Origin of the sequence: Streptomyces sp. 549 (genome assembly GCF_030124175.1) — a bacterium.
Lineage (GTDB): Bacteria > Actinomycetota > Actinomycetes > Streptomycetales > Streptomycetaceae > Streptomyces.
In genome coordinates this window covers 308,102-332,245 of the sequence record NZ_JASKMT010000003.1, presented here as the reverse complement: position 1 = coordinate 332,245, position 24,144 = coordinate 308,102, and the positions used below count along the sequence as shown (strand labels likewise).

The 24,144-nt window shown below is 69.0% G+C and carries 18 protein-coding genes; 10 read left to right on the top strand and 8 right to left on the bottom strand.

The window, feature by feature from the left end:
* The first annotated feature begins 52 nt into the window (after positions 1-52).
* The 8 genes from rplL (at position 53) to tuf (ending at position 14,054) form a co-directional block, all read left to right on the top strand.
* Positions 53-439, top strand: coding sequence for a 50S ribosomal protein L7/L12 (rplL, locus tag QNO07_RS05690; protein ID WP_283990428.1), 387 nt, complete (start codon positions 53-55; stop codon positions 437-439).
* Positions 440-1,043: 604 nt separating this feature from the next.
* Entirely contained in the window at positions 1,044-4,526 is a 3,483-nt protein-coding gene (gene rpoB / locus QNO07_RS05685; RefSeq protein ID WP_283990427.1) for a DNA-directed RNA polymerase subunit beta, read from the top strand.
* 111 nt (positions 4,527-4,637) lie between these two features.
* Entirely contained in the window at positions 4,638-8,537 is a 3,900-nt protein-coding gene (locus tag QNO07_RS05680) for a DNA-directed RNA polymerase subunit beta' (RefSeq protein WP_283990530.1), read from the top strand.
* A 328-nt stretch (positions 8,538-8,865) separates the two neighbouring features.
* Entirely contained in the window at positions 8,866-9,339 is a 474-nt protein-coding gene (locus QNO07_RS05675) for a DUF1707 and DUF4190 domain-containing protein (protein WP_283990529.1), read from the top strand.
* A gap of 290 nt (positions 9,340-9,629) precedes the next feature.
* Entirely contained in the window at positions 9,630-10,001 is a 372-nt protein-coding gene (gene rpsL / locus QNO07_RS05670; RefSeq protein ID WP_003948652.1) for a 30S ribosomal protein S12, read from the top strand.
* 2 nt (positions 10,002-10,003) lie between these two features.
* Positions 10,004-10,474 (top strand): 30S ribosomal protein S7, encoded by a 471-nt coding sequence (gene rpsG / locus QNO07_RS05665; protein ID WP_283990426.1) that lies wholly within the window; start codon positions 10,004-10,006, stop codon positions 10,472-10,474.
* Between the two features lie 38 nt (positions 10,475-10,512).
* On the top strand, positions 10,513-12,636 hold the full coding sequence (fusA, locus tag QNO07_RS05660) for an elongation factor G (protein WP_283990425.1): 2,124 nt from the start codon (positions 10,513-10,515) through the stop codon (positions 12,634-12,636).
* Between the two features lie 224 nt (positions 12,637-12,860).
* Positions 12,861-14,054: an elongation factor Tu gene (gene tuf / locus QNO07_RS05655; RefSeq protein WP_283990424.1), complete on the top strand. Its 1,194-nt coding sequence runs from the start codon at positions 12,861-12,863 to the stop codon at positions 14,052-14,054.
* A gap of 155 nt (positions 14,055-14,209) precedes the next feature.
* Here tuf and QNO07_RS05650 read toward each other — a convergent pair whose 3' ends face one another.
* The 7 genes from QNO07_RS05650 to QNO07_RS05620 form a co-directional block, all read right to left on the bottom strand.
* Complete coding sequence (locus QNO07_RS05650; RefSeq protein ID WP_283990422.1) at positions 14,210-15,640, bottom strand: hypothetical protein; 1,431 nt, start codon at positions 15,638-15,640, stop codon at positions 14,210-14,212.
* Between the two features lie 254 nt (positions 15,641-15,894).
* Entirely contained in the window at positions 15,895-17,982 is a 2,088-nt protein-coding gene (locus QNO07_RS05645; protein ID WP_283990421.1) for an AAA family ATPase, read from the bottom strand.
* 246 nt (positions 17,983-18,228) lie between these two features.
* Positions 18,229-18,636, bottom strand: a complete 408-nt coding sequence (locus QNO07_RS05640; RefSeq protein ID WP_283990420.1) for a hypothetical protein — start codon at positions 18,634-18,636, stop codon at positions 18,229-18,231.
* An 84-nt stretch (positions 18,637-18,720) separates the two neighbouring features.
* Positions 18,721-19,122 carry a hypothetical protein gene (locus QNO07_RS05635; protein WP_283990419.1) on the bottom strand — a complete coding sequence of 134 codons (402 nt, stop codon included), beginning with the start codon at positions 19,120-19,122 and terminating at the stop codon, positions 18,721-18,723.
* Positions 19,123-19,159: 37 nt separating this feature from the next.
* Positions 19,160-19,675 carry a stress protein gene (locus QNO07_RS05630; RefSeq protein WP_283990418.1) on the bottom strand — a complete coding sequence of 172 codons (516 nt, stop codon included), beginning with the start codon at positions 19,673-19,675 and terminating at the stop codon, positions 19,160-19,162.
* Positions 19,676-19,731: 56 nt separating this feature from the next.
* Positions 19,732-20,241 carry a hypothetical protein gene (locus tag QNO07_RS05625; protein WP_283990417.1) on the bottom strand — a complete coding sequence of 170 codons (510 nt, stop codon included), beginning with the start codon at positions 20,239-20,241 and terminating at the stop codon, positions 19,732-19,734.
* Between the two features lie 161 nt (positions 20,242-20,402).
* Positions 20,403-21,326: an NADP-dependent oxidoreductase gene (locus QNO07_RS05620; protein ID WP_283990415.1), complete on the bottom strand. Its 924-nt coding sequence runs from the start codon at positions 21,324-21,326 to the stop codon at positions 20,403-20,405.
* A gap of 323 nt (positions 21,327-21,649) precedes the next feature.
* Between QNO07_RS05620 and QNO07_RS05615 the strand changes: the two genes are divergently transcribed.
* The gene (locus tag QNO07_RS05615; protein WP_283990414.1) at positions 21,650-22,510 is read left to right on the top strand and encodes a helix-turn-helix transcriptional regulator; all 861 of its coding nucleotides are present in this window, start codon (positions 21,650-21,652) and stop codon (positions 22,508-22,510) included.
* Positions 22,511-22,655: 145 nt separating this feature from the next.
* Here the strand turns inward: QNO07_RS05615 and QNO07_RS05610 are convergent, their stop codons facing one another.
* Positions 22,656-23,378: a S1 family peptidase gene (locus QNO07_RS05610; protein WP_283990413.1), complete on the bottom strand. Its 723-nt coding sequence runs from the start codon at positions 23,376-23,378 to the stop codon at positions 22,656-22,658.
* Between the two features lie 309 nt (positions 23,379-23,687).
* On the opposite strand from QNO07_RS05610, the gene QNO07_RS05605 reads away from it, so the two are divergent.
* A complete protein-coding gene (locus QNO07_RS05605; RefSeq protein ID WP_283990412.1) occupies positions 23,688-24,140 on the top strand; it encodes a hypothetical protein in 453 nt (150 codons plus the stop codon).
* The last annotated feature ends 4 nt before the right edge of the window (positions 24,141-24,144 follow it).

Here is a 24,144-nt window from a genome sequence, read left to right as displayed (position 1 = left end):
CCCCATACGCAGGACATCCGGCACCAGCCGATTTAGTGGAAGGACCGCCATCATGGCGAAGCTCACCCAGGACGAGCTGCTCTCGCAGTTCGAGGAGATGACCCTCATCGAGCTCTCCGAGTTCGTGAAGGCATTCGAGGACAAGTTCGACGTCGAGGCTGCCGCTCCGGCCGCCGTCGTCGCCGCTGCTCCGGGTCAGGGCGGCGGCGCCGCCGTCGAGGAGGAGCAGGACGAGTTCGACGTCATCCTCACCGGTGCGGGCGAGAAGAAGATCCAGGTCATCAAGGTCGTGCGTGAGCTGACCTCGCTGGGTCTGAAGGAAGCCAAGGACCTGGTCGACGGCACCCCGAAGCCGGTCCTCGAGAAGGTCACCAAGGAGGCCGCGGAGAAGGCCAAGGAGTCGCTCGCGGCTGCCGGCGCCTCCGTCGAGGTCAAGTGATCCACGGCTGACCTCCCTCTAGGAGGCCAGCCTGCTGCCGCGCGCAGCGTCACCTCCGTGCTCGTCACCCTTGCGTGACGGCACACGCCAAAGGGCGATCACCCGTTCGGGTGGTCGCCCTTCGGCGTTGCCGCGCAGCCTTCCTTGCCTGCGAGGACATGCGCGGTAGGGTGATCACCGCCGCCCTCGCGCCGGTGGCCCGCCCGGGCCGCCACGGGGTGGGGGCCTTGACGAACCGCACGCGGCACGCGATTCTCGGAACGCTTCGTCGCGTTCTGTGCGCCGCGTACGGCGGCACATCGGTTCGGGGTCCCAGGCATGGATCGGCGGCGATGTGGGAAGTCTTGCGGCAGACGCCGAGGGACGTCGCTGAGGGATGACGAAGAGCAGGCCGGCAACGCAGCTCACGCAGCTGACAACAACGAGGGGGAGACCCCTCCCGGAGGGAGAGAGAGGCCCTGCGCCGATCTCCGGAATTCCGTTCTGGACATCAGTGTGCCTTGTGGCTACACTGACTCTTTGCGCTGCCTGTTAGTCGCCCCTGCCGTCACCCGGGGGCACCGGTATGCGCGTAGTGAGTCCGAGCCCTCGGAAGGACCCCCTCTTGGCCGCCTCGCGCAACGCCTCGACCGTCAATTCGAACAACGGCGCCAGCACCGCCCCGCTGCGTATCTCTTTTGCAAAGATCAAGGAGCCCCTCGGGGTTCCCAACCTCCTTGCGCTCCAAACCGAGAGCTTTGACTGGCTGCTCGGCAACGAGGCATGGAAGAGCCGCGTCGAGGCTGCGCTGGACAGCGGGCAGGACGTCCCCACGAAGTCCGGTCTGGAGGAGATCTTCGAGGAGATCTCCCCGATCGAGGACTTCTCCGGGTCGATGTCCCTGACCTTCCGCGACCACCGTTTCGAGCCGCCCAAGAACTCCATCGACGAGTGCAAGGAGCGCGACTTCACGTACGCCGCCCCGCTCTTCGTCACGGCTGAGTTCACCAACAACGAGACCGGTGAGATCAAGTCCCAGACCGTCTTCATGGGCGACTTCCCGCTCATGACGAACAAGGGCACCTTCTGCATCAACGGCACCGAGCGTGTCGTCGTGTCGCAGCTGGTCCGCTCACCTGGCGTCTACTTCGACAGCTCCATCGACAAGACGTCCGACAAGGACATCTTCTCCGCCAAGATCATCCCGTCCCGGGGTGCCTGGCTGGAGATGGAGATCGACAAGCGCGACATGGTCGGCGTCCGCGTCGACCGCAAGCGCAAGCAGTCCGTCACCGTCCTGCTCAAGGCGCTCGGCTGGACCACCGAGCAGATCCTCGAGGAGTTCGGCCAGTACGAGTCCATGCGCGCCACCCTGGAGAAGGACCACACCCAGGGTCAGGACGACGCGCTGCTCGACATCTACCGCAAGCTGCGTCCGGGCGAGCCGCCGACCAAGGAGGCCGCGCAGACGCTGTTGGAGAACCTCTACTTCAACCCGAAGCGCTACGACCTGGCCAAGGTCGGCCGGTACAAGATCAACAAGAAGCTCGGCGGTGACGAGCCGCTGAACTCCGGCGTGCTCACCAACGCCGACATCATCGCCACGATCAAGTACCTGGTGAAGCTGCACGCCGGCGAGACCGAGACGGTCAGCGCCGAGGGTGACTCGATCGTCGTCGAGACCGACGACATCGACCACTTCGGCAACCGCCGCCTGCGCAACGTCGGCGAGCTCATCCAGAACCAGGTGCGTACCGGCCTGGCCCGGATGGAGCGTGTGGTCCGCGAGCGGATGACGACCCAGGACGTCGAGGCGATCACGCCGCAGACCCTGATCAACATCCGGCCGGTCGTCGCCTCCATCAAGGAGTTCTTCGGCACCAGCCAGCTGTCCCAGTTCATGGACCAGACGAACCCGCTGTCGGGCCTGACCCACAAGCGCCGTCTGTCCGCGCTGGGCCCCGGTGGTCTGAGCCGTGAGCGGGCCGGCTTCGAGGTCCGTGACGTGCACCCCTCGCACTACGGCCGCATGTGCCCGATCGAGACGCCGGAAGGACCGAACATCGGTCTGATCGGCTCGCTCGCCTCCTACGGCCGGGTCAACGCCTTCGGCTTCGTGGAGACCCCGTACCGCCGGGTCGTCGACGGTGTCGTCACCGACGAGGCGCACTACCTGACCGCCGACGAGGAGGACCGCTTCGTCATCGCGCAGGCCAACGCGCCGCTCACCGACGAGATGACCTTCGCCGAGAACCGGGTACTGGTCCGCCGCCGCGGCGGCGAGATCGACTACATCCCGGGCACCGAGGTCGACTACATGGACGTCTCGCCGCGCCAGATGGTGTCGGTCGCGACGGCCATGATCCCCTTCCTGGAGCACGACGACGCCAACCGCGCGCTCATGGGCTCCAACATGATGCGGCAGGCGGTGCCGCTGCTGAAGGCGGAGGCCCCGCTGGTCGGCACCGGCATGGAGTACCGCTGCGCGGTCGACGCCGGCGACGTCATCAAGGCCGAGAAGGACGGTGTGGTCCAGGAGGTCTCCGCGGACTACGTCACGGTCGCCAACGACGACGGCACGTACACCACGTACCGGATCGCCAAGTTCTACCGGTCCAACCAGGGCACCTCCTTCAACCAGAAGGTGCTCGTGGACGAGGGCGACCGCGTCATCGAGGGCCAGGTGCTGGCCGACGGCCCGTCCACCGAAGAAGGTGAGATGGCGCTCGGCAAGAACCTGCTCGTGGCCTTCATGCCGTGGGAGGGCTACAACTACGAGGACGCGATCATCCTGTCGCAGCGCCTCGTGCAGGACGACGTGCTCTCCTCGATCCACATCGAGGAGCACGAGGTCGACGCCCGGGACACCAAGCTGGGCCCCGAGGAGATCACCCGGGACATCCCGAACGTCTCCGAGGAGGTCCTGGCCGACCTCGACGAGCGCGGCATCATCCGCATCGGTGCCGAGGTCGAGGCCGGGGACATCCTGGTCGGCAAGGTCACGCCCAAGGGCGAGACCGAGCTGACGCCGGAGGAGCGCCTGCTGCGCGCCATCTTCGGTGAGAAGGCCCGTGAGGTCCGCGACACCTCGCTGAAGGTGCCGCACGGTGAGACCGGCAAGGTCATCGGCGTGCGTCTCTTCGACCGCGAGGAGGGCGACGAGCTCCCCCCCGGCGTGAACCAGCTGGTCCGCGTCTACGTCGCCCAGAAGCGCAAGATCACCGACGGTGACAAGCTCGCCGGCCGTCACGGCAACAAGGGCGTCATCTCGAAGATCCTGCCGGTCGAGGACATGCCGTTCCTGGAGGACGGCACCCCGGTCGACATCATCCTCAACCCGCTCGGCGTCCCCTCCCGGATGAACCCGGGCCAGGTCCTGGAGATCCACCTGGGCTGGCTCGCGTCCCGCGGCTGGAAGGTCGAGGGCAACGAGGAGTGGATGGAGCGCCTCAAGGCGATCGGCGCGGACGACGTCCAGCCCGGTACCAACGTCGCCACCCCGGTGTTCGACGGCGCCCGCGAGGACGAGCTGGCCGGCCTGTTCGGCCACACGCTGCCCAACCGCGACGGCGACCGCCTGGTCCAGCCGTCCGGCAAGGCCCAGCTCTACGACGGCCGCTCCGGTGAGCCGTTCCCGGAGCCGGTCTCGGTCGGGTACATGTACATCCTGAAGCTGCACCACCTGGTCGACGACAAGCTCCACGCCCGTTCGACCGGCCCGTACAGCATGATCACCCAGCAGCCGCTGGGTGGTAAGGCCCAGTTCGGTGGCCAGCGGTTCGGCGAGATGGAGGTGTGGGCACTTGAGGCGTACGGCGCCGCCTACGCCCTCCAGGAGCTGCTGACCATCAAGTCCGACGACGTCACCGGCCGCGTGAAGGTCTACGAGGCCATCGTCAAGGGCGAGAACATCCCCGAGCCCGGCATCCCCGAGTCGTTCAAGGTGCTGATCAAGGAGATGCAGTCACTGTGCCTCAACGTGGAGGTGCTGTCCTCGGACGGCATGTCCATCGAGATGCGTGACACCGATGAGGACGTCTTCCGCGCCGCGGAAGAGCTCGGTATCGACCTGTCCCGGCGGGAGCCGAGCAGCGTCGAAGAGGTCTGACGGGCTGGCCGGGGGACACCCGCAGGAGACTGCGGTATGTGTCCCCCGGCTCTCTCCCCGGACCCCCGTTCAGACCATTGATTGACACGACCCTGAGAGGGATTGACGAGAGTGCTCGACGTCAACTTCTTCGACGAGCTGCGGATCGGCCTGGCCACCGCTGACGACATTCGTCAGTGGTCCCACGGCGAGGTCAAGAAGCCGGAGACCATCAACTACCGCACCCTCAAGCCCGAGAAGGACGGACTCTTCTGCGAGAAGATCTTCGGTCCGACCCGGGACTGGGAGTGCTACTGCGGCAAGTACAAGCGAGTCCGCTTCAAGGGCATCATCTGTGAGCGCTGCGGCGTCGAGGTGACCCGCGCCAAGGTGCGCCGTGAGCGGATGGGGCACATCGAACTTGCCGCCCCCGTCACCCACATCTGGTACTTCAAGGGCGTTCCGTCGCGGCTGGGCTACCTGCTCGACCTCGCCCCGAAGGACCTTGAGAAGGTCATCTACTTCGCCGCGTACATGATCACGTACGTGGACGAGGAGCGCCGCACGCGCGACCTGCCGTCGCTGGAGGCCCACGTCTCCGTCGAGCGCCAGCAGATCGAGCAGCGCCGCGACTCCGACCTGGAGAACCGGGCGAAGAAGCAGGAGTCCGACCTCGCAGAGCTGGAGGCCGAGGGCGCCAAGGCGGACGTGCGCCGCAAGGTGCGCGAGGGCGCCGAGCGCGAGATGAAGCAGCTGCGCGACCGCGCCCAGCGCGAGATCGACCGTCTCGACGAGGTGTGGAACCGCTTCAAGAGCCTCAAGGTCCAGGACCTCGAAGGCGACGAGCTTCTCTACCGCGAGCTGCGTGACCGCTTCGGCACCTACTTCGACGGTTCGATGGGTGCCGCGGCGCTGCAGAAGCGCCTGGAGACCTTCGACCTCGACGAGGAGGCCGAGAAGCTCCGCGAGATCATCCGCACCGGCAAGGGGCAGAAGAAGACCCGCGCGCTCAAGCGCCTCAAGGTCGTCTCCGCGTTCCTGCAGACCCGCAACAGCCCCAAGGGCATGGTGCTGGACTGCGTGCCGGTCATCCCGCCGGACCTGCGTCCGATGGTGCAGCTGGACGGTGGCCGCTTCGCGACCTCCGACCTGAACGACCTGTACCGCCGCGTGATCAACCGGAACAACCGCCTGAAGCGCCTGCTCGACCTCGGTGCGCCCGAGATCATCGTGAACAACGAGAAGCGGATGCTCCAGGAGGCCGTCGACGCGCTGTTCGACAACGGCCGCCGCGGTCGTCCGGTCACCGGTCCCGGCAACCGTCCGCTGAAGTCCCTGAGCGACATGCTCAAGGGCAAGCAGGGCCGCTTCCGGCAGAACCTGCTCGGCAAGCGCGTCGACTACTCGGCCCGTTCGGTCATCGTCGTCGGCCCGCAGCTCAAGCTGCACCAGTGCGGTCTGCCGAAGGCGATGGCGCTGGAGCTGTTCAAGCCGTTCGTGATGAAGCGCCTGGTGGACCTCAACCACGCGCAGAACATCAAGTCGGCCAAGCGCATGGTCGAGCGCCAGCGCACCGTGGTGTACGACGTGCTCGAAGAGGTCATCGCCGAGCACCCGGTGCTGCTGAACCGCGCACCGACCCTGCACCGCCTGGGCATCCAGGCCTTCGAGCCGCAGCTGGTCGAGGGCAAGGCCATCCAGATCCACCCGCTCGTGTGCACCGCGTTCAACGCGGACTTCGACGGCGACCAGATGGCCGTGCACCTTCCGCTGTCCGCGGAGGCGCAGGCCGAGGCCCGCATCCTGATGCTGTCCTCGAACAACATCCTCAAGCCGGCGGACGGCCGCCCGGTCACCATGCCCACGCAGGACATGGTGCTGGGTCTGTTCTTCCTCACCACCGACGAGGCGGAGCGGGTCACCAAGGGCGACGGCAGGTCGTTCTCGTCCACCGCCGAAGCGATCATGGCGTTCGACGCGGGAGAGCTGTCCCTCCAGGCGAAGGTCGACATCCGCTTCCCCGTCGGCACCCAGCCCCCGCTGGGCTGGACGCCGCCGGCGCCGGAGGACGGCGAGTCGGAGTGGCAGCCGGGCGACTCGTTCCGCCTGGTCACGACGCTGGGCCGGGCGCTGTTCAACGAGCTGCTGCCCGAGGAGTACTCCTTCGTCGACTACACCGTCGGCAAGAAGCAGCTCTCCCAGATCGTCAACGACCTGGCCGAGCGGTACCCCAAGGTCACGGTCGCCGCGACGCTGGACAACCTCAAGGCGGCCGGTTACTTCTGGGCCACCCGGTCCGGTGTGACCATCGCCATCTCCGACGTGGTCGTGCCCGAGGCCAAGAAGGACATCATCCTCGGCTACGAAGCGCAGGACGAGAAGGTCCAGAAGCAGTACGAGCGCGGTCTGATCACCAAGGACGAGCGGTCGCAGGAGCTGATCGCGATCTGGACCAAGGCGACCAACGAGGTCGCCGAGGCGATGAACGCGAACTTCCCCAAGACGAACCCCATCTTCATGATGGTCGACTCGGGCGCTCGCGGAAACATGATGCAGATGCGGCAGATCGCGGGTATGCGCGGTCTGGTGTCCAACGCGAAGAACGAGACCATCCCGCGGCCGATCAAGGCGTCGTTCCGCGAGGGTCTGTCCGTGCTGGAGTACTTCATCTCCACGCACGGTGCCCGTAAGGGCCTCGCGGACACCGCGCTGCGTACCGCCGACTCGGGTTACCTGACCCGTCGTCTGGTGGACGTCTCGCAGGACGTCATCATCCGCGAGGAGGACTGCGGCACCGAGCGCGGCCTCAAGCTGTCGTTCGCCGCGAAGGGCGCCGACGGCGTGCTGCGCAAGGCGGACGACGCCGAGACCAGCGTGTACGCGCGCTGCCTCGCCGAGGACATCGTCATCGACGGCAAGGTACTGGCCCCGGCCGGCACCGACCTGGGCGACGTGCTCATCGACGAGCTGGTCCGCCACGGTGTCGACACCGTCAAGACCCGCTCGGTCCTCACCTGCGAGTCCGCCGTCGGCACCTGCGCCATGTGCTACGGCCGTTCGCTGGCCACCGGCAAGCTGGTGGACATCGGCGAGGCCGTCGGCATCATCGCGGCCCAGTCGATCGGTGAGCCCGGCACCCAGCTGACGATGCGCACCTTCCACACCGGTGGTGTGGCAGGTGACGACATCACGCAGGGTCTGCCGCGTGTCGTCGAGCTCTTCGAGGCCCGTACCCCCAAGGGTGTGGCCCCGATCTCGGAGGCCGCGGGCCGGGTCCGCATCGACGAGACCGAGAAGACCCGCAAGGTCGTCGTCACCCCCGACGACGGCTCCGAGGAGATGCCGTACGCCGTCTCGAAGCGCTCGCGCCTGCTGGTGGGCGAGGGTGACCACGTCACCGTCGGCCAGCCGCTCACGGTCGGTGCGGTCAACCCGCACGACGTGCTGCGCATCCTCGGCCAGCGCGCCGTCCAGGTCCACCTGGTCGGCGAGGTGCAGAAGGTCTACAACTCGCAGGGCGTGTCGATCCACGACAAGCACATCGAGATCATCATCCGGCAGATGCTGCGCCGTGTGACGATCATCGAGTCCGGCGACGCGGAGCTGCTGCCCGGCGAGCTGGTGGAGCGGTCGAAGTTCGAGGGCGAGAACCGTCGTGTGGTCACGGAAGGCGGCCACCCGGCCTCCGGCCGTCCGCAGCTGATGGGTATCACCAAGGCGTCGCTGGCCACCGAGTCGTGGCTGTCGGCGGCGTCCTTCCAGGAGACGACCAGGGTCCTCACCGACGCGGCGATCAACGCCAAGTCGGACTCCCTGATCGGCCTCAAGGAGAACGTCATCATCGGCAAGCTCATCCCGGCCGGTACGGGCCTGTCCCGCTACCGCAACATCCGGGTCGAGCCCACCGAGGAGGCGAAGGCCGCGATGTACTCGGCCGTCGGTTACGACGACATCGACTACTCGCCCTTCGGCACCGGCTCCGGCCAGGCGGTCCCGCTGGAGGACTACGACTACGGTCCGTACAACCAGTAGGCAGTATCTCGCGGTTCGCGGTTCGCGGTTCGCGGTTCGCTGGCGCAGGGCGGTTCCCCTCCGGGGGAGCCGCCCTGCGGCATGTCCGCGGCTTGTGACGGATCCGTGGCCGGGGAACCCGGCGATCCCCCCGTGCGTCAAGGACAATGGGAGACGCCGGGCTGTACGTGCGCTATGCGGGGAGGTGCTGTGGATGTCGCTCCACTGGCAAGGCGGGCAGTTCGGTCCACCGGAGCCCTACGGGAAGGGCGGCCACCACGGCCGGCCCGGACCGCCGGTCCCGTACGCCCAGGGCGCCCAGGCCGGCGGCCAGCCGGGCACCCCGATGATGCGTGCGTCCGACGCGGACCGGGAGCGGGCCGCGGACGTGCTGAAGGCCGGATACGCCGAGGGCAGACTCGGCCACTCCGAGTACGAGCGGCGGCTGCACCTGCTGCACCAGGCGGGCACCTACGGCGAGCTGCAGCCCCTCATCGCGGACCTGCCCCAGGGGCCGGTCCCGCTGCCGCAGATGCAGAGCCAGCCCGTTCCCGCCACCTTCTGGGCGCCGGTGCCGCCTCCTGTGAGCGTCACCAACGGCAGCGCCACCGCGGCGCTGGTCTGCGGCATCCTCACCCCGTTCACCTGGGGGGTGACGGCGATCCCGGCGGTCGTCCTGGGGCACAAGGCGCGTGCCGACATCCGGCGGACCGGTGAGCGCGGCGACGGTTACGCGGTGGCCGGCCTGGTGCTGGGCTACCTGGCGCTCGGGTTCGCCGCGCTGATGATGCTGTTCGTCGTGGGCTTCGCCGCGGGCTCCTGAACGCCGCCCGCCCGCGTGCGCGCGGGCGGGGAAACCGGTGGCGGGGCTGTGCGTGTTCCTTCGCTTTTGACCGCAGCCGATGCGGTAGGTACGCTCTGACCTTGTGCCTGGGGTATCCCCTGCGCTTCTGCACGCGCCCGATCAAGCGCGAGAAGCCCAGCAGGCGAGGCCGATTTCTGCATCTCCCACCCACAGCGGGACCGTGCAGCATTCGACACACCCGACCGCGTGGGTCGGAGATGTGGCCCAGGTTAGCTTCACCGAGACGGCACACAGAAACCGGAGAAACTGTGCCCACGATCCAGCAGCTGGTCCGCAAGGGCCGGCAGGACAAGGTCGAGAAGAACAAGACGCCCGCGCTCGAGGGTTCGCCCCAGCGTCGCGGCGTCTGCACGCGTGTCTTCACCACCACCCCGAAGAAGCCGAACTCGGCCCTGCGTAAGGTCGCGCGTGTGCGTCTGACCAGCGGGATCGAGGTCACGGCCTACATTCCGGGCGAGGGCCACAACCTGCAGGAGCACTCCATCGTGCTCGTGCGCGGCGGCCGTGTGAAGGACCTGCCGGGTGTTCGCTACAAGATCATTCGCGGCTCCCTCGACACGCAGGGCGTCAAGAACCGCAAGCAGGCTCGCAGCCGCTACGGCGCCAAGAAGGAGAAGTAAGAATGCCTCGTAAGGGCCCTGCCCCGAAGCGCCCGGTCCACATCGACCCGGTCTACGGCTCTCCTCTGGTGACGTCCCTCATCAACAAGGTGCTGCTCAACGGCAAGCGCTCCACCGCGGAGCGCATCGTCTACGGCGCCATGGAGGGTCTGCGTGAGAAGTCGGGCAACGACCCGGTCATCACGCTCAAGCGCGCGCTCGAGAACGTGAAGCCGACCCTCGAGGTCCGCTCCCGTCGTGTCGGTGGCGCCACCTACCAGGTGCCGGTCGAGGTCCGCCCCGGCCGCTCCTCCACCCTCGCGCTGCGCTGGCTCGTGGGCTACTCGCGGGCCCGCCGCGAGAAGACCATGACCGAGCGGCTGATGAACGAGCTGCTCGACGCCTCCAACGGCCTCGGCGCGGCCGTGAAGAAGCGTGAGGACACCCACAAGATGGCCGAGTCCAACAAGGCCTTCGCGCACTACCGCTGGTAGTCGCTACCCCATCGAGACCGAGAGAAGACCGAAGCCTTATGGCTACCACTTCACTTGACCTGGCCAGGGTCCGCAACATCGGGATCATGGCCCACATCGACGCGGGCAAGACGACGACCACCGAGCGGATCCTGTACTACACGGGCGTCAGCTACAAGATCGGTGAGGTCCACGACGGCGCCGCCACGATGGACTGGATGGCGCAGGAGCAGGAACGCGGCATCACCATCACGTCGGCCGCGACGACCTGTCACTGGCCGCTCAACGACGTCGACCACACCATCAACATCATCGACACCCCGGGCCACGTCGACTTCACCGTCGAGGTGGAGCGTTCGCTGCGTGTGCTCGACGGTGCCGTCACGGTGTTCGACGGTGTCGCCGGTGTGGAGCCCCAGTCGGAGACGGTGTGGCGTCAGGCGGACCGCTACGGCGTGCCGCGGATCTGCTTCGTCAACAAGCTGGACCGCACCGGTGCCGAGTTCCACCGCTGCGTCGACATGATCGTCGACCGCCTCGGTGCGATGCCGCTGGTCATGCAGCTGCCGATCGGCACCGAGATGGACTTCAAGGGCGTGGTCGACCTCGTCCAGATGAAGGCGCTCGTGTGGTCGGCCGACACCAAGCTCGGTGAGGCGTACGACGTCGTCGACATCCCGGACACGCACACCGAGGCGGCCGACGAGTGGCGCGGCAAGCTGCTCGAGTCGGTGGCGGAGCACGACGAGGAGATGATGGAGCTGTACCTCGAGGGCGTCGAGCCCACCGAGGACCAGCTCATGGCGGCCATCCGCCGCGTCACCCTCGCCTCCACCGGCGCCGAGGGCACCACCACCGTCACCCCGGTGTTCTGCGGTACCGCGTTCAAGAACAAGGGCGTCCAGCCCCTGCTCGACGCCGTGGTGCGCTACCTCCCGTCGCCGCTCGACATCGAGGCCGTCGAGGGTCAGTCCGTCAAGGACTCCGAGGAGGTCATCCGTCGGACGCCGTCCGAGGACGAGCCGATGTCGGCGCTGGCGTTCAAGATCATGAGCGACCCGCACCTCGGCAAGCTCACCTTCGTCCGGATCTACTCCGGTCGCCTGGAGACCGGCACCCAGGTGCTGAACTCCGTGAAGGGCAAGAAGGAGCGCATCGGCAAGATCTACCGGATGCACGCCAACAAGCGTGAGGAGATCGACGCTGTGGGCGCCGGCGACATCGTCGCCGTCATGGGTCTGAAGCAGACCACCACGGGCGAGACCCTCTGCGACGCGGCGAACCCGGTGATCCTGGAGTCCATGGAGTTCCCGGCCCCGGTGATCGAGGTCGCCATCGAGCCGAAGTCCAAGGGCGACCAGGAGAAGCTGGGCATCGCGATCCAGCGGCTGGCCGAGGAGGACCCGTCCTTCCAGGTCAAGACCGACGAGGAGACCGGCCAGACCATCATCTCCGGTATGGGCGAGCTTCACCTCGACGTCCTCGTCGACCGCATGCGGCGCGAGTTCAAGGTCGAGGCGAACGTCGGCAAGCCGCAGGTGGCCTACCGCGAGACGCTGCGCAAGCCCGTCGAGCGGCTGGACTACACGCACAAGAAGCAGACTGGTGGTTCCGGCCAGTTCGCGAAGGTGCAGATCGCCATCGAGCCGCTCGAGGGCGACGGCTACGAGTTCGTCAACAAGGTCACCGGTGGCCGCATCCCCCGGGAGTACATCCCCTCGGTGGACGCCGGCTGCCAGGAGGCCATGGAGTTCGGCGTGCTCGCCGGCTACCCGCTCACGGGTGTCCGGGTGACGCTGCTCGACGGCGCCTACCACGACGTCGACTCGTCCGAGATGGCCTTCAAGATCGCCGGTTCGATGGCCTTCAAGGAGGCCGCCCGCAAGGCCAGCCCGGCCCTGCTGGAGCCGATGATGAAGGTCGAGGTCACCACACCCGAGGACTACATGGGTGACGTGATCGGCGACATCAACTCGCGTCGTGGCCAGGTGCAGTCCATGGAGGACCGCAGTGGCGCCAAGCTCGTCACGGGCCTGGTTCCGCTGTCCGAGATGTTCGGCTACGTCGGCGACCTGCGGAGCAAGACCTCCGGTCGCGCGAGCTACTCGATGCAGTTTGACTCCTACGCGGAGGTTCCCCGGAGCGTCAGCGAGGAGATCATCGCGAAGGTCCGGGGCGAGTGACGTCGGTTCGCCGCCGTAATCTCACCCCTTAGGCTGTAGCAAAGGCCTCCGGGGCGCCGACGACAACACGCGAAAGCGTGGAGTCGCCGGTCGCCCCGAGCGCCAGCCCCTAGATACGAACAGGTCAAGGGCGTCCCCCTCGGGGTCCTGGCCGGTTCACCGACCACCTGAAAACCTTCCGCAAGAGCGGGGGGCGTACAGCACCAGTCCACAGGAGGACCCCAGTGGCGAAGGCGAAGTTCGAGCGGACTAAGCCGCACGTCAATATCGGCACCATCGGTCACATCGACCACGGTAAGACGACTCTTACCGCGGCGATCACCAAGGTGCTGCATGACGCGTTTCCCGACCTCAACGAGGCCTCGGCCTTCGACCAGATCGACAAGGCTCCCGAGGAGCGCCAGCGCGGTATCACCATCTCCATCGCGCACGTCGAGTACCAGACGGAGAGCCGTCACTACGCCCACGTCGACTGCCCGGGTCACGCGGACTACATCAAGAACATGATCACCGGTGCCGCCCAGATGGACGGTGCCATCCTCGTGGTCGCCGCCACCGACGGCCCGATGCCGCAGACCAAGGAGCACGTGCTCCTGGCCCGCCAGGTCGGCGTCCCGTACATCGTTGTCGCGCTGAACAAGGCCGACATGGTGGACGACGAGGAGATCATGGAGCTCGTCGAGCTCGAGGTCCGTGAGCTGCTCTCCGAGTACGAGTTCCCGGGCGACGACCTGCCGGTCGTCAAGGTCTCCGCTCTGAAGGCGCTCGAGGGCGACAAGGAGTGGGGCGAGTCGGTCCTCAACCTGATGAAGGCTGTGGACGAGTCGATCCCGGAGCCCGAGCGGGACACCGAGAAGCCGTTCCTCATGCCCATCGAGGACGTCTTCACGATCACCGGTCGCGGCACCGTCGTCACCGGTCGTATCGAGCGCGGTGTGCTGAAGGTCAACGAGACCGTCGACATCATCGGCATCAAGCAGGACAAGACCACCACCACGGTGACCGGCATCGAGATGTTCCGGAAGCTGCTGGACGAGGGTCAGGCCGGTGAGAACGTCGGTCTGCTGCTTCGCGGTATCAAGCGCGAGGACGTCGAGCGCGGCCAGGTCATCATCAAGCCGGGTTCGGTCACGCCGCACACCGAGTTCGAGGCCCAGGCCTACATCCTGTCGAAGGACGAGGGTGGCCGTCACACCCCCTTCTTCAACAACTACCGCCCGCAGTTCTACTTCCGTACCACGGACGTGACCGGCGTCGTCACCCTCCCCGAGGGCACCGAGATGGTCATGCCGGGCGACAACACCTCCATGACCGTCAACCTGATCCAGCCGGTTGCCATGGAGGAAGGCCTCAAGTTCGCCATCCGTGAGGGTGGCCGGACTGTGGGCGCCGGCCAGGTCACCAAGATCGTCAAGTGACCTGACGCTCCCTGGAGCACCTACCGGCCCCGGCCGGGAGCAGGGCCCGTACGAACGCCTCACGGCGGACGTACGGGCCCTGCTCGTTGCGTGCCGCCCCTTCCCGGGTGCGGGTGCCGCCCCTTCCCGGGGGCGGCGGTACCGACCGGCGGGTGTCAGCGGCGGATGACGACCGCCCAGCCCGGCTGGTGGGTGCCCGGCACCGGGTGGCGGGGCCAGTCCTCCGCCCAGGGCGGGGGCTCGGTCTCGCGCAGGATCACCGCGTCCGGCTCCTCCACCCAGTCGGTCTCCAGCGAGGTGCAGCCCGCGGTGTGCGCCAGCGGGATGGTGCCGATGCCACTGGTGACCACACACGGGGGGCGCACCCCGTTCTCGTGCAGGACCGCCGCGACCTTGCGCCAGTCGCCGCGCACCTTCTCCTGGATGTTCCCGTGCCGGTAGGCGAGCCCCGCCTGGACGGCGAGGTGCCCGAGCAGCACCAGCACCAGCGCCGCGGCGGCCGGCCGCGACCTGCGTGCGCGGTCCGCGGCGGCCAGCAGACCGAGCGCGGCGGGCAGTGCCAGCAGCGCGTAGGCGGGCAGCAGGAACCGCGGCGCCGCGTAGGGCACGAAGAAGAAGTACGGCACCGAGGCCGCGAGCGCGACGCCCACGGCCAGCCACAGCGGGGCCGTCGCCCGGCCCGAGCGCCGGGTGGCCCACAGGCCGAACGCGACCAGGGCCGGGAGCAGCACCCACCACTCGACCGCCCACAGCCGCACGGTGTCCCCCTCGCACGGCCGGCACAGCAGCGGCCCGTCCAGCGCGGTCAGGTGGTGGACGACGGAGAACACCGGACGCATGCCGCCCTGCACCTCGCTGGCGTCGGCGAGGCGTTCCATCACCCCGCCGTAGCGTTGGTAGGCCTCGACGAGCCATGGCAGGAACCCGGCCGCGACGCCGCCGACCACACCCGCCACCCGCCCCGGGCTTCGCCAGGCCGGGACCGCCACCGCGGCGATGAGCAGCGGCGCGGCGACGGCGGCCCCGTCGTTGGGCCGCATCAGGGTGACCACGGCCAGGCCGGCCACCACCCCGAAGTGGCACGGGCGCCGCTGGAGCAGGCAGCCCGTCGCGGCGGCGGCGCCCATCGCGGTGTAGTGGTTGGGCATGGCGGACGCGGCGTAGAACTGCGGCACCCACAGCGTGCCGTACAGCGCCGCGGCCACCCAGACGGCGTGCGGGCGCGTCAGCACCTTCAGCCACGGCCGGAATCCCAGGTAGAGCGCGGCGGCGGCCAGCAGCAGCAGCCACACCCGCAGCAGGACGAGGGAGTCGCTCCAGGAGGCGACGGGCGCCACCAGCAGCGGCACGCCGCGGGTGCGAGGTGAGCTGAACGGCGTCGCGGGGCCGAACGGCCCGAAGCGGCTGGCGTAGACGAGCTCGTCCCAGCCGAGTGGCAGGGTCAGCGGCACCAGCACGGCGGACAGCAGGGCGAACCCGCCGCAGACGAGCAGCAGCCCCCGGTGGGCCCGCCGCCACCCGTCCGGCGGCGCCTGCGGTGGGGGAGTGCCGTCGTCGGTCGTGAGCGGCGGGGAGCTGGTGCGCACGTGACGTCTTCCTCCGGAGGCTCTGCGCGGCCCGTTCGGCGCACGGACGGTGGGCCGGGCGGTGCGGCCGTCGCGCGGGGTGGACGTCCCGGTGTACCCGGTTTCGGCACGGAACAGGCTGGTTCGTCGGAGTGGTGGAGGGGATTCGCCCCCGCTCGGCAGTGCGGGCACCCGGCCGGGTGCCCGCACTGCCCGTCCGGCTGCCCGTCCGCCTGCCCGTCCGCCTGGCCGAGGCCGCCGTAGGTCGGCGGGTGCTACCAGCCGGCGGGTGCCGCCGAACCGGAGTCGAGGCGGCGGCCGCACTCGGCAGGACGGGGAGCGTCCGCGCCGTTGACCTCCTGCTGCCACAGGTAGTCGCACACCCACCGCACGGCGGCACTGAGGTGCCTGCGGTAGGTGCTGAACGGCAGTTGCAGGCGCCGGGCGGCTGCCTCCTGGGTGGGCGCGCCCGCCAGGTACGTCGTCGCCAGCGCGCGGTGCTGCTTGTCGCCGCCGCGTTGTTTCGGCAGCGCCTCGACCGCGTTCCGCAGGGCGGTGTCGAGGCTGACCTCGTGATCCACGACGACGCGGCTGCGGCTGAGCGGGTTCCGCCGCAGCTGCTCGGGGTCGCGCAGGGCCCGCAGCGCGTCGCGGACGGCGGAGTCGAACTCCGCCCGGGACAGCACGGTGAGCTGCCCGTTGTCGGACGTTGTGCCCGTGTCGGGAGCACCGGAGAGCATCACCCTGGTCCGTTCCTCCAGCCAGGGCGCCACCGGGTGGGTACGCCAGTCGTGGGCGAGCAGCCGGTGGGTGCGGTGGCCGGTCTGCGGGCGGTGGGGCAGGGAGTGCATGTCGAAGTGCAGGAAGCGGCCGTCGCCGTGCCCCTCGGCAGGGGTGACGACAAACGACCAGGCGAGCCGGTCGGCCCGCAGGATCTCCCCGAGGGCCCGAACCTGCATCAGATCGGGCGACGCCGTCGCTCCGGCGTCCTCCTCCGGCGCGACGGAGAAGCGGGCGATGCCCACGCTGTCCCCGGCGCGCAGCGGTCCGGCCGCACGCACATGCGTCCAGGCCGCGGCGACGACCGGGTCCACGTCCGTGCCGACGGGTTCCTGCATCCGCAGCCAGGCGGAGAAGGCGACGACGGTGTCGCGCCGCGTGGAGCGGTAGACGCGGAACGCCTCCGGACAGCGGTCCAGCCAGAACGCGACGAGTGCCGCCGCGTCCTCGCCCTCCGCCCGGCGGGCCAGTCGCAGGACCTGCTCCCGGTGGGCGGGCTCGTAGAGCAGTTCCCGCACCTGGCCCTCGCAGTCCCACACCTGGAGCCGGGACAGCTGCCGGTCGGTCCGGTACAGGAACAGCAGGGCGGCGACCGCGGGCAGCAGCTGCGTCTCGGACACTGTCCGGATCCTGTCCAACTGGGCCTGGAGCAGTCGGCGGTGCATGTCGGCGAAGCCGTCCGGGTCGCGCCAGCGCAGATCCGCGCCGAGCGCTTCGCGGATCGCGTCGTGCGGGCAGAGCCCGGCGTGGGTGGACTCCACGAACGGCTGCCGGCGCAGCCACGCGAACAGGTCGGTCGCACGGTCGCCCAGCACTGAGCGCAGCAGTGCCTCGGAGGTGACGTGGGCGTGCGCGCACACCTCCAGCGCCCTTCGGTGCTCCGGCCCCGGCAGGTCCCCCACCAGCTGGCACAGCAGCGTCGAGACGACGTCCTGCGTCGGCGCCCAGTCCGCTGACGCGGCGCCTTCGCGCACGGCCACCGCCGCGGCGAGCGACAGCGCCAGCGGGTTGCCGCCGGTGAAGCACAGCAGCGCGTCGTGGAACCGCTCCGGTACGCCGCGACGCCGCAGCAGCAGTGCCGCCTCGTGAGGGGCGAGATCGCCCAGGGGCACGGTGTGCAGCAGGTCGGTCCAGGCGGAGTCCGCCGTCCAGCGCGGGCTGGGCGCGTCCCGGCCGGAGACGACCACCGTGGTACCCAGCGGGATCCGCGGCAGGAACCGGTGCACCAGCCAGCCCTCCAGGCCCTGGCACCGCTCGAAGGTGTCCACCAGCAGGACGGCCTCGGGCTCGGTGAGCGCGGCGGCGGCTGCCGCGGTGAACGCCTCGGGTGTCGGCTCCAGCGCACGTCCGTCCACGGTGACGACCGCACGTCCCGCGCGCTGCGCCTCCACCGCGAAGCGGTGCAGCAGCGTCGACTTGCCGATGCCGCCCGGCCCGTGCAGATAGAGCACCGGCCGGCTGTCGGGGCCGCCGGCCAGGGTGGTTCTGAACAGCTCCAGCTCCTCCTCCCTGCCCACGAAGGCCCGGTCACGGGCCGCGGTCAGCCGGGTCTGCAGTAAGGCGGCGTGCGAGTCGGTGGTCACGGAGTGGTCAGCTCCGCGTGTCGACGATTCCATGACGGTCGGTCTCCCCGCTTCGAAGTTTCCCCCGAGACAAGGACAGTAATAGCGGACGCCGGTTGCCGGACTCTTGCACACCCTCCGACCTGCGTGTTTCGCCCTGCGGCGTGATGGCGCGCGGAAGGGGCGGGGTGCCGGCAACGGCACTCCCGCCCCTCCACGGTGCTTGCCGGAGGGGCGTCAGCCCGCCCCGAACGGCGTTCAGGTAGGTCAGCGACGGTGGAACGTCACCACGTTGTCGTTGCGGGTGAACTTGCCGTAGAAGGCCCAGTTCCGGTAGCCGCCGTCGCCCTTGCGGGTGAACTTGCCGCTGCCCTTGAACACCACCCAGTGGTACGTGGCCGTGCCGAAGACCTGCTTGCAGGGCTTCGCCGTGGTCTTGCCACGGGCGACGACGTTGTTGAAGTTGCTCGACTTGTGGGCGGAGTCCTTGTAGACGACGATGTTGTTGCTCTTGTCGGAGCCCCAGTCCTGGAGTTCCTGGATCTTCGTGCTCAGGTCGCACGGGTTGAGGTAGTCGCTCGCGGCCGTCGCCGTCTGCGGCACGGTCACGCTCAGCGCGCCGGCCATTGCGAGCAGGGCGACGCTGCGGGCTGCGTTCTTGCGCAGGGTCTTCATGTCACGGTTCCTTCGTCGGGAGGGCGCGCGAAGCGCGGGGACACCGCGGGAGAACCACGGCGGAGGTGCCGTGCCCGGCCGGGGTCAGCGGCGGTGGAACTTCACGTGGTTGTCGTTGCGGGTGAACTTGCCGCTGAAGGCCCAGTTCCGGTAGCCGCCGTCGCCCTTGCGGGTGAACTCGCCGTCCCGGAAGACCATCCAGAAGTAGTTCGCCTTGTCGCCCGTGACGGTCTTGCAGGTGGCGTTGCGGGTGTGACCCCGGACCTGGACGCCGTTGAACTTGGAGCTCTTGCGGGCCGATTCCTTCCACACGATGATGTTGTACTTGCCGTTGGTGTCCCAGGCGCGTAGTTCCTGGACCTTCTTGCTCAGGTCGCAGGGAGAGATGTCGGCGGCCATGGCGGCCTGCGGGGACATGACGGTGAGTGCGCCGGCCATCGCGACCAGGGCGAGGCCGTAGGCCGCTGCGCGCTGCTTGGTCTTCATGTGTACGGGTCCTCTTTCGGGGTGGTTGCCAAGCGCATTACGGGCGGCGGAAGGTGACGGTCATGCCGTTGCGCTTGTACCAGCCGCGGAAGGCCCAGTTGATGTAGCCGCCGTCGCCCTGGTTGGTGAACGTGCCGGTCTCGGCGATGTACAGCCCGTAGTAGATGCCCCCGTACTGGACGTTGGCGTAGAGCCGCACCGTGTTGAGGTTCTCCTTGTGCTTCTGGGCGAGGTTGATGATCACGACGTTGTAGCGCTTGCCGCTCTTCTCGAAGGCGGCGTCCCGTGCCTTCTCGACGAACTTTCCGCGGTTCTTCTCCCGGATGTTGCTGATCGCGTTGGCGACCTGGACGCCGTTCGCGCCCTTGTCCGTGTGGATGATCACCCTGGGCTTCGGCGCGTCGGCGGCGACCGACACGGACTGCTCAGCGACGGCGGTCGCGGTGGTGGCGGCCGGGCTCGCCGCGTGCGCCGGAAGGGCGGCGGTGCCCAGCAGGGCGGCGGTCACCAGCGGCACGGCGACCAGGGACGTCTTCAGGTTCTGGCGGTTCATGGAGTTGTTCCTCTCGGCTGCGACGGCGGGGGTGTCACGGTGGTGGCCGTGCCGACTCACTTCTTGCGGAAGTTGACGGTCATGCCGTCGCGCTTGTACCAGCCGCGGAAGGCCCAGTTGTCGTAGCCGCCGTCACCGCGGTTGGTGAACGAACCCGACTCGAAGACGATCACCCGGAAGGTCGGGTAGTTCCCGCCCTTCACCTTGGCGTCGTACACGATGCGCTTGAGGTTCGAGGAGTACTTGTGGTCCGCCTTGATGATCATGACGTTGTAGCGCTCGCGGGCGTCGTAGAACGCGCCCTCGCGCAGGCTCTTCACGTAGCCCGACCGGTTCTGCTTGTGCGCGATGGCCTGGCTGATGATGTTGTAGAGGCGGTTGCTGATGTCCACGGTGGAAGTCACCACGTCGATCTTGATTCCGGCCGCCCGGACCTCCCCGGGCTGGGTCACCGCGGTGTTCTGCTTCGCGGGCGCCGCCGCCGCCATGGAGGCGGGTACCAGCAGACTGCCGAGGGTCGCGGCGCCGACGACCAGCACCGTCGCCTGCTTCCGGAAGGTGTTCATGTGGACTCTCCCCTGATCCTTGCCCGGCCGATGTGCCGCGGCCTTCGGATCATTGGGCTGGAAGCCGCTCACTTACCAGCTCAACTGCTGCCCACTTGTGCTCACTCCGGGATGCCGGTGATCACCGGCATCCCGGAGTGACGAACACCGTAGGCGCGGCCTCAGAGGTGCAGCACCAGCTTGCCGCGCACCTGACCGGACCGGCTGACCCGCTGGGCCTCCGCGGCCTGTTCCAGGGAGAACGCCTGCTGGACCTCGACGCGGACGCGACCGGCGTCGACCAGCGCGCCGATGCGCCGCAGTGTGTCGCCGTCGGGGGTGACCACCACACGCAGGCCCGTCACGCCGGGCACGCGGTGCGACTCGTCGATCGGCTCCGGCAGGGTGACAAGCGTGCCGCCGGGGTTGAGGACCTTCCACGAGTTCCGCTGCACGTCCCCACCCACCGCGTCGACGACGACGTCGACCGGCTCGACGGGCAGCCCGCCCGACGTCCGGTCCACGACCTCGTCGACGCCCAGTCCGACCAGGAAGTCCCGGTTGCGCGGCGACGCCGTCGCCAGGACGTGCGCACCGCGGACCTTCGCGAACTGCACGGCGAAGTGCCCGACCCCGCCCGCGCCGGCATGCACCAGCACGCGTCGCCCCGCGAGGTCTCCGGCGGCGTCCAGGGACTGCCACGCCGTCAGGGCCGCCATCGGCACCGCGGCGGCCTGCCCGAGCGGCAGCCCGGCCGGCCTGGGCGCCAGCGCCGAGGCCGGGACCACGGCGAACCGCTGGTACGCCCCCGGGGAGGTCAGCGGCAGCATGCCGTACACCTCGTCCCCGGCCGTGAACCCGCCCGCTCCGCCCGCTCCGCCCGAGGGAGCGCCGCCTGCGACGACCCCCGCCACGTCCCAGCCCATGCCCTGCGGGAACGGCTGACCGAAGCTCACCGCACCCTCCCTGAACTTCCAGTCGATCGGGTTCACCCCCGCCGCCCGTACCTCGACCAGCACCTCACCGTCGCCGGGCTGCGGAACGGGCCGGTCGGTGAGTTCCAGCACGCTGCCGTCGCCGTGCCGGGAGAACGTCACTGCACGCATCTTCGCTGCTCCTGCTGTTTCTGTTGCTTCTGCTGCCTCTGCGGATGCCTCAGCCGGTGGCGGCCGGGCCGGTGCGGTCGCACCCGTGACCACCGTCGACCCGGCCCGACCGCCGAGCCAGTACCCCGCGAGTACCAGGCTCGACGGCGGCGGGGTTCGGGGCGGGGCGGCACCCGTCGGCGTCCGAGGGTGGTACTGGCAAGGACAGGACGGCCCGCTGCCCGGCGCGCATACTGGCGGCGGCGGAGAGCGGTCGGCGCGGAGGGCGGTCGGCGACCGCCTGCCATGACCGCACGGAGACGGACGACGATCAGGGGCAGTGCATGGACCCGGCGCAGGAACTCGGCGCGTTCCTCAGATCACGACGCGCCCAGCTGACCCCGCAGGCCACCGGGCTCCCGCCGACGCTGGGCCGACGCCGGGTGCCCGGCCTGCGCCGCGAGGAGGTGGCCGAACTCGCGGGAGTCAGCCTCGTCTACTACGTCCGGCTGGAGCAGGGCCGCGCCGCCAACCCCTCGGACGCCGTTCTGGAGGCGCTCGCCCGCGTCCTGCGGCTCGGACCGACCGAGCGGACCCACCTCCGAGACCTGGCACGACGGCCCCGCACCCGTCTCGCGCACGTCGCACCGTCCGAGCCGCAGCCGCCCCGGGTGCGCCCGGGGCTGCGCCGCCTGCTCGACGCCGTCGGCGCCACACCCGCCTACGTGCTCGCGCCGAGCATGGACGTGCTGGCCGCCAACGACCTGGCCCACGCCCTCGTCCCCGGTCTCGCCGACGCGTCGTTCGGACCGCCGAACATCGCCCGCCACATCTTTCTGTGCACCTCGGCACGCGACCTGTATCCGCAGTGGCCGGAGGTGGCCCGGCAGACCGTCGGCTTCCTGCGCTTCGCCGCCGCCCGCCACGCGGACGACGCCCGGCTGTGTCACCTCGTCGCCGAACTCAGCAGGTGCAGCAACGAGTTCAGGGAGCTGTGGGCGGCGCAGGAGGTCCGGGAGAAGACCCACGGCACCAAGACCTTCACCCACCCGGTGGTCGGCAGGTTCACGCTCACCTACGAGACGCTCAGCCTGCCGGCCGAGGACAGCCAGGCGCTGGTGGTCTTCACCGCCCCCGACAGCACCGCCGAGACCGCCCTGAGGCTCCTGGGGAGCTGGGCGGCCACCGGCCTGTCGGCGGTCTGACGCGGGGGTGGTGCGTTCCCGCCACGGTCGACGGTCGACGGTCGACGGTGGTGAGGTGCCGGGCCGGAGGAGCTTCACGCGCAGAGCCGGTGCCTCCGTGTAGGTCGGAGGCACCGGCTCGGTCGTGCGGGGAGACGGGGATGGGTCAGACGCCCGCCACCGACTGGATCCAGGCGCGGTAGGCGGTCACGTTGGTGTAGGCGGTCGTGGTCTGGCGGTCGCTGGTGGACGCGACACCGACCTGGATGCCGTTCGCCATCATCGGGCCGCCCGAGTCGCCGCCGGCGGTGATGCCGTCGCCACGGCGGGCGCAGATCGCCGAGCCGCCGTAGGCGTCACGGCAGGCACCGGTCACGGTGACGTTCGCGACCTTGAGGAACTGGGACTGGCAGTTGGCCTCGGAGCCGCACCGCGAGGTGGCGCCCCAGCCGTAGACCTGGACGTTCTGGCCGACCTGCACAGAGCCCGGTTGGCCGAGGCGGGCGTAGGTCGCGCTGACCGACCGGTCGAGGCGGACCAGCGAGAGGTCCGAGCTGTGGTTGACGGTCTGCACGCCGTTCGCGACGGTTCCGCCGTTGTGCTGGTCGAGGCTGCCGATGCGGAACGACAGTCCGCCGCCGGTCACGCAGTGCCTGGCGGTCAGGATCCACGTCGGGGCGATGATCGTCGCGGAGCAGGTCTCCCGTCCGTTGGAGAACAGGCGGGCGGCCCAGGGACCGCTCTGGGCCTGGCCTCCGCCGATGATGGGCTGCGGGGCCTTGGTGCTCGGCGGGGGAGTGGCGTCGGCGGCTGTGGCGGTGGGGACGAGAAGGGCCAGAACGGAGACCACTGCGGCCACGAGGGCAGGAACAAGCCTGGATATTCGCAAGGTTCCTCGCTAGGGAAGACACGCTGGGGGGCGTGTGCGGTGGGGGGTTACCGCGCACAGACTTGCTGATGAACATTCAACTTGGGTACTCACATCTGGCTATAACGCCGTGCTATACCCGCCCCGACCAGCCACTTCGCTCGTATCGGGCCCCAAGTGCCCCGGTCCCGGCGCCCGGGACGCAGCCCCCGGCAGCGGCATCCGGTGCGCGCCCTGGTTCGTATGGGCCACCCGCCGCGAACGTCACGTGCACAGGTACTGTCGTTCGCAGATCGGCAGCGCAACGGGCGAGGGAGCCATGGGGGTTGTATGACCTGGAGCGAGTGGGAGCAGGCCCGGGAGCGGGTGACTGCCACCCGGCTGAATGGCCTCGACGACGGTTCCGGCGGCTACGGCAGGCCCGGCGACGCCGGGGGCAGAGACCTGGCAGTCAGGGACGACGAACTAGGTGCACTCGGCGGCATGGCCTACGAGTTGCGTCTGCGCCTCACGGACGACGGCGACCACGCCCGCGAGTCCACATCCGAAGCCGCCACCGGACTCACGGCCGACGGGATGTCCTGCGGGAAGGCGCTCACGGAGCTGCACGATGCCTGGATCACCAAGGTGGGCACGTTGAAGGAGGCGTGCGCCCACATCTCCAACCACCTCGACTACACGAGGGGAGCGCATGCGAAGGACGAGGAGAAAATCACCACCAGCATGCGCAACGCTGAGGGCAAGGAGATGACCGTCTCCCGTATCCACGACTACATAAAGTGAGGGC